This is a genomic window from Neorhizobium sp. BETTINA12A (assembly GCF_023006485.1).
Classification (GTDB): Bacteria; Pseudomonadota; Alphaproteobacteria; order Rhizobiales; family Rhizobiaceae; genus Neorhizobium.
This window is the reverse complement of the sequence record NZ_JALBGW010000227.1, coordinates 1-5,957: the sequence shown is the minus strand read 5'-3', so window position 1 is coordinate 5,957 and position 5,957 is coordinate 1. Positions and strand designations below refer to the sequence as shown.

Annotated in this window: 6 protein-coding genes, 1 pseudogene and 2 riboswitches; of the genes and pseudogenes, 3 read left to right on the top strand and 4 right to left on the bottom strand. The window is 64.1% G+C overall.

The genetic code is table 11. From position 1 onward, the window contains the following. From MOV61_RS27725 to MOV61_RS27710, 4 genes and pseudogenes are all read right to left on the bottom strand, one after another. Positions 1-198, bottom strand: a pseudogene (locus tag MOV61_RS27725) (cobyric acid synthase CobQ); the annotation flags it as partial. A 2-nt stretch (positions 199-200) separates the two neighbouring features. Then, complete coding sequence (cobO, locus tag MOV61_RS27720; protein ID WP_309493865.1) at positions 201-815, bottom strand: cob(I)yrinic acid a,c-diamide adenosyltransferase; 615 nt, start codon at positions 813-815, stop codon at positions 201-203. After that, positions 812-1,573, bottom strand: coding sequence for a CbtA family protein (locus MOV61_RS27715; RefSeq protein WP_038547124.1), 762 nt, complete (start codon positions 1,571-1,573; stop codon positions 812-814). The genes cobO and MOV61_RS27715 overlap by 4 nt, the downstream gene beginning before the upstream one ends. A gap of 13 nt (positions 1,574-1,586) precedes the next feature. Further along, positions 1,587-1,763, bottom strand: coding sequence for a CbtB-domain containing protein (locus tag MOV61_RS27710; RefSeq protein WP_038547127.1), 177 nt, complete (start codon positions 1,761-1,763; stop codon positions 1,587-1,589). A 36-nt stretch (positions 1,764-1,799) separates the two neighbouring features. Continuing rightward, positions 1,800-2,029: riboswitch (cobalamin riboswitch) on the bottom strand. Positions 2,030-2,088: 59 nt separating this feature from the next. Next, a riboswitch (cobalamin riboswitch) is annotated at positions 2,089-2,328 on the top strand. Positions 2,329-2,435: 107 nt separating this feature from the next. Here MOV61_RS27710 and MOV61_RS27705 point away from each other — a divergent pair. From MOV61_RS27705 to MOV61_RS27695, 3 genes are all read left to right on the top strand, one after another. Then, entirely contained in the window at positions 2,436-2,846 is a 411-nt protein-coding gene (locus MOV61_RS27705; protein ID WP_038547130.1) for a DUF1636 domain-containing protein, read from the top strand. Then, a complete protein-coding gene (cobW, locus tag MOV61_RS27700; protein ID WP_105404381.1) occupies positions 2,843-3,880 on the top strand; it encodes a cobalamin biosynthesis protein CobW in 1,038 nt (345 codons plus the stop codon). The genes MOV61_RS27705 and cobW overlap by 4 nt, the downstream gene beginning before the upstream one ends. Positions 3,881-3,897: 17 nt before the next feature. Then, positions 3,898-5,957 (top strand): cobaltochelatase subunit CobN (locus tag MOV61_RS27695; protein WP_247138885.1); only part of this gene is annotated, 2,060 nt, incomplete at its 3' end.

Below are 5,957 nucleotides of genomic sequence, written 5' to 3'. Positions count from 1 at the left end.
CAACGCCTGCGCCCGGCCGATTTCGCCGCCATCCGCAGTGACTGCGGCATTGTTCGACATGTTCTGCGGCTTGAACGGCATGATCTTCAGGCCGCGTAGCGTAAAGGCGCGGGCAAGCCCGGCCACCACCAGCGACTTGCCCACATCCGAGCCCGTTCCCTGAAACATCAGCGCCCGAGCTGGCTTGACCCCAACCATGGCTAAAACTCGATGCCGGCCTGGGCCTTCACGCCCGCCTTGAAGTGATGCTTGACCAGCGACATCTCGGTCACCATGTCGGCCGCCTCGATCAGCGCCGGCTTGGCGTTGCGGCCGGTGACGACCACGTGCAAATCCGGCCGCCGCGCCTTTAACGCGGCGACGATCCTGTCGAGATCGAGATAGTCATAACGGAGCGCGATGTTGAGTTCATCGAGGATGACGAGCCCGATCGTTTCGTCCGCCATCAGCTCGAGTGCTTTTTCCCAGGCCTTTTCCGCTGCGGCGACATCGCGCTTCAGGTCCTGGGTCTCCCAGGTAAAACCTTCACCCATCGTGTGCCAGGCGACGCGGTCGCCGAAGACGGCAAGCGCCGGCTGCTCCCCAGTCGACCAGGCGCCCTTGATGAACTGCACGACGCCGACCCGGCGGTTGTTGCCGAGCATGCGCAGCGCCAGGCCGAAGGCGGCTGTGGATTTGCCTTTTCCGGAGCCGGTATGGACGATGAGAAGACCCTTTTCCTGGGTCTTCTCTGCCACTTCCGCATCCTGAACCGCCTTGCGGTTCGCCATCTTGGCGCGGTGACGCTCGACGGACGCCTCATCGATCTCCTTCACCGGGAAGCGAGCTTCGCCGAAGATCCGGCAGAAGCTTCCTCGCCAGCGCGGAACTTTTCGCGGACGACACCGGCCAGCGCACCGAGCACCGCCCAGAACACCAGGTTGGTGGCATAGACGGCGTTGACGAAGCGGGCATAGAGATCCATCGGGACGGCCGTTTCATGGCTGGGCGGCAGCGGCGCGCCGACCAGATGCGGGGCGATCAGCAGCACGACCGCAAGCGCTGCAAATACGGCCGAGCGTGTGTAGGCGAGCAGGCCGAGACCGATTGCCGTGCAGACAGCCGTCGAGACCCACCAGATCTGGCGCGGACCGAGTTCCGCGGCCGGCATGCCGGGCAGTTCCGGCGGCAGGCCAAGGCCGGGCGCGAGAATGACGGTGAGAAAGCCGGCAATGCCGAACATCAGGCCACCGCGCCAGCCCTTGAAGCCGCCGAACGCTTCCGAGGCGGCGATGAGGACAAGGGCAAAACCGATAGCCGACAGCATGTCCGCGGCGAGTGTATAGATGAAACGCTCGAAGCCATCGGCGGGAGCCCAGGCTTCCTCGCCGTGGTGATGCTCGGCGGCGGATGACGCAGCACCTGCGGCAGGTGCTGCGTCATGGCTGTGGCCTGCCTCGGGCGCGGCATTTTCGAACACTTCCGCCCGCAGGATCAGCGGCACGGTGGAGAAACTCTGCATCACGGTCAGCAGTAGTCCGGACAAAAGCCCGGCGATCACCGCCGTGAAGACGATGTTGCGAAACAACGACATTGGGGAGAACTCCTCAGTGGCAGGGGAAGGCGAGCGAGTGGCGCGTGTCATGCGCGGCATTGTGGACGACTTCCAGATGCGAGAAGCCGACAAAGCCGACGATGAACAGGCCGAGCAGGGCCGTCATGCTGAGGGGAATGATCTTCGAAGCGGAAATGGTGACTGCAGCTGCAGCAGAATTCGTAACCATGGTCTCGTCCTTTCGCCCTCCACCCGAGGGCCGTTCACGTTCTTTGCCGCCTCTGGCAGGTCTCCTGGCTCGCGGATCGGACGCCTTCTCCCGCCTTCCCAGAAGTCCGTTGGCCGGATTTCCCAGTGGCATGACGGCCGGACGGCCGTTTTGGTCGAAGACTTTCCGCTTACAGTTGCGGGGGCAGCCGCGGGTTGGACGGCAGAATTCCGTCGCACCGCATTCCCTCTAAAACCCTTTCGGGCACCATAGGCTCGATCACTATAGACGAATTCGCCGTCACGGCAATCGCCTTTGCGACGCATTGACATGGGCCTGCGACCGGGCTTACTTGAAGAGAGATGGTCCCTTTCCGGCAACGGGGAGGGCTAAGAGAGAATGCGGTGCGATCCCTTTTCAGGATCAATGCCGCGGCTGCCCCCGCAACTGTAGGCGGCGAGCCATTGCCTAAAACGGCCATTTGGCCGTCAAGCCACTGGGAAATCCGGCCAACGGTATCCTGGGAAGGCAGGCAAATGGCGACGACCCGCGAGCCAGGAGACCTGCCGTCCGATTAATTTTGCTTCACCGGGCGGGGTGCTCCGGAGGAAGTTTCTCGATCACCGCAGAGGGATTTCGACCTTCTGCTCCGCGCCCCGATTTTTTCGACCCCGGCGGGAACGCGGCTGACCGATGAGTGACCACCGACCAGATGATCCGGCAACCGCCGGCCCGGCAGATGTGACGATTTTCGTCTGCACCAATTGCCGTGACGCGTCCGACGGCGAAATCCGGCCCGGCATCGCGCTGATCGCGGCGCTGCGCGAGGCAGCAAGCGGCAAGCCGCTCGCGGTCAAGCCGGTCACCTGCCTTGCCAATTGCGAAAAAAGCCCGAGCGCCGCCTTCAACCACAAGAGCGGCTGGTCCTATGTCTTCGGCCACCTGTCGCTCGACAATGTCGAGGACATCGTCACCGGCGCGATGATGCTGGCCGAGGACGAGCGCGGCTTCCTTCCCCTTCGCGGCCGCCCGACCTGCCTGCGCGGCAAGGGCATGACGGCCCGTATTCCACCCTTTCATCACCATGAGGACATGCCATCATGAGCGTTTCGTTCGACCGCGTTCCCTGCACCGTCGTTACCGGGTTTCTGGGAGCCGGCAAGACCACGCTGATCCGCAACCTGATCGAAAACCTGAAGGGTAAGCGGCTGGCGATCATCGTCAACGAATTCGGCGATGTCGGCATCGACGGAGACGTCCTGAAGGGCTGCGGCATCGAAAGCTGCCCGGAAGACAACATCATCGAGCTTGCCAACGGCTGCATCTGCTGCACCGTGGCGGACGATTTCGTGCCGGCGATCGACCGTATCCTGGCCATCGAACCCCGCGTCGATCACATCCTCATCGAGACCTCCGGCCTTGCGTTGCCGAAGCCCCTCGTCCAGGCGTTCCAGTGGCCTGACGTCAAGGCACGGGTGACGGTTGACGCCGTGATTGCCGTGGTCGACGGACTGGCACTCGCCGAAGGCCGCGTTGCCGACGATCACGAGGCGCTGGAAGCGCAGCGCGACGCGGACGGCTCGATCGACCATGACGACCCGGTCGAGGAAGTGTTCGAGGACCAGGTGGCTTGTGCCGACATGATCGTGCTTACCAAGAGCGATCTCCTGGATGCCGCTGGCCTCGCGACCGCCAGGGATCGCGTATCCGCCCATCTGCCACGTGCCGTGAAAATCGTCTCGGCCGCCAATGGCGCCATCGATCCGGCCGTACTGATTGGCCTCGGCCTCGCCGTCGAGGACGATATCGAAAACCGCAAGACCCATCACGACGACGAACTCGACCACGATCACGACGATTTCGACAGCTTCGTCGTCGATCTGGCCGCCGTGACCGATGCCGAACAGCTCGCCGCCCGCATTTCTGCGACTGCGGAGGCGGAAAACGTGCTGCGCATAAAAGGCTTCGTGGAAGTCGCGAACAAGCCGATGCGCCTGCAGGTTCAGGCGGTAGGATCGCGCGTGAACCATTATTTCGACCGTGCCTGGGCACCCGGCGAAGCGCGGACAAGCCGCCTTGTCGTGATCGGCGAAAAAGGCATCGACCGCGCCGCGATCGAAAGGATGCTGGCCGCGTAAGAAGGCCCGAGGGAAGGATGCACATACTCGCCACCACATCGTCGTCGCTTGACGACCTCATCGAACCGGTCGACCTCAATCAGTCGCCGGCCGACGTGGTGGTGCTGTCCTTTTCCGGCAGCGACCTGAACGGCCTTTCCGCCGTCTGGAATTCGGCTGGGTACGGCGGTTTGGATACCCCCCTCTGGCCTGCCGGCCATCTCCCCCTCAAGGGGGGAGATCAGCAAGACGCACCCGCCTCCATCAAGAACCAGCGCCGGAGTGAGGCGTGGCGTGGCCACGATTCGATCTCCCCCCTTGTGGGGGAGATGGCCGGCAGGCCAGAGGGGGGTGGCGACATGCATGAACATGGCAGCAAGCACGTGCCGGCCCCTTTCCCAAGCCTCCGCCTCACCAACCTCTCCGATCTCCGCCATCCCATGTCGGTCGATCTCTGGATCGAGAAGACGGCGGCCCATGCCAAGGTCATCCTCGTGCGCATTCTCGGCGGTTACGATCGCTGGGCTTATGGCGTGGAAGAACTTTCGCACATGGCGAAGCGGAAAAAGATCGCGCTGGCGCTGCTGCCCGGCGAATGCAGCATCCGCGACGAACGGCTGACCGCCGCCTCGACCGTTTCGGAAGACCGGATCGCCGGCATCCTGAGCTGCTTCCGCGAAGGCGGACCGGCCAACATGCGGCTTCTGGCGAGATTGCTGACGACGCTGGCCGAGGGCAAAACGGAACCGCTGCCGGAGGCAGCCCTAGTGCCGAAGGCTGGCTACTACGCGCCCGGAAAAGGCATCGTCGAGGCCAACGACCTGCTGGCCCGCTTTGCGCCGGATGCGCCGCGCTTGCCGATCCTGTTCTACCGCTCCATGCTGCTTGCGAATGACGCAGCGCCGATTGACGCGCTGTTCGAAGCGCTAAAGAAGCGCGGTTTTGCACCGGTGCCGATCTTCGTCGGCGGGCTGAAGGAGCCGGATGCACTGGCCTTCGTCGAACAGGCGGTCTCGGACCTGAAACCTGCGGCCATCCTTTCCACCACCGCCTTTGCCAGCGGCACCGACGGCAACGGCGAAACGATTTTCGACCGCACCGGCGTGCCGGTCTTCCAGATCGTCGTTGCCACGACCCGCCGCGATGGCTGGACGGAAAACCGGCGCGGCCTCAACCCCGCCGACCTCGCTATGCACGTCGTCCTGCCCGAGCTCGACGGACGTATTTTTGCCGGTGCGATCTCCTTCAAGGCCGGCGAAAGCTCCGCCAACCTCGTCAATCAGCCGGAACCGGACCGGGTCGAACAGGTCGTCGACCGTATCGCCGCCTTCCTGCGGATGAAGGCGGCACCGCGTGCCGAGCGAAAGATCGTTATCTTGATGCCGGACTATCCGAGCGCGCCCGGACGCACCGGTTATGCCGTCGGCCTGGACGTGCCACAGAGCGTGCTCGGGATGCTGCATGAATTATCGGTAGCCGGCTATGATGTTTCGGATATCCCTGAGACTCCGCGTGATCTCCTGGACAGCCTGAGTGCCAAATCCGCCGGCCACGCACGCTCCGCCTACGTTCCCCTGACCGTTGCAGAGGCTGCGTGGGGCGGGGCCGAAGCCGATGAAGATCTCAGGGACGGCACTTTCCGTTTCCGCGCCGCGAGCTTCGGCAACATCACCGTCGCGCTCGCGCCCGACCGCGGCCGCAACGCCGATCGCCGCGCCGACTATCACAGCCCGGACCTTCCCCCGCGCCACGCACTGATCGCCTTCGGGCAATGGATGCGCGAGGTGCTTGGCGCGCATGCGATCGTCCATCTCGGCGCGCACGGGACGCTCGAATGGCTGCCGGGCAAGACCGTGGCGCTGTCGAAGGATTGTTTTCCCGAAATCGTCACCGGCGGCCTGCCGGTCATCTACCCCTTCATCGTCTCTAATCCGGGCGAGGCAGCGGTCGCGAAACGACGGATCGCCGCCGTCACCATCGGCCACCTGCCGCCGGTCCTGGCCGGCGCGGGCCTTTCGGACGAACAGAAGAAACTGGAACTGCTGGTCGACGAATATGCCCAGGCCGACGGGCTCGACCGCCGCCGCCGCGACCGGCT

Coding starts and splice junctions, on each gene's coding strand:
- cobW (WP_105404381.1), top strand. CDS start 2,843: ATGAGCGTTTCGTTCGACCGCGTTCCCTGCACCGTCGTTACCGGGTTT.
- MOV61_RS27705 (WP_038547130.1), top strand. CDS start 2,436: ATGAGTGACCACCGACCAGATGATCCGGCAACCGCCGGCCCGGCAGAT.
- MOV61_RS27715 (WP_038547124.1), bottom strand. CDS start 1,573: ATGTCGTTGTTTCGCAACATCGTCTTCACGGCGGTGATCGCCGGGCTT.
- MOV61_RS27710 (WP_038547127.1), bottom strand. CDS start 1,763: ATGGTTACGAATTCTGCTGCAGCTGCAGTCACCATTTCCGCTTCGAAG.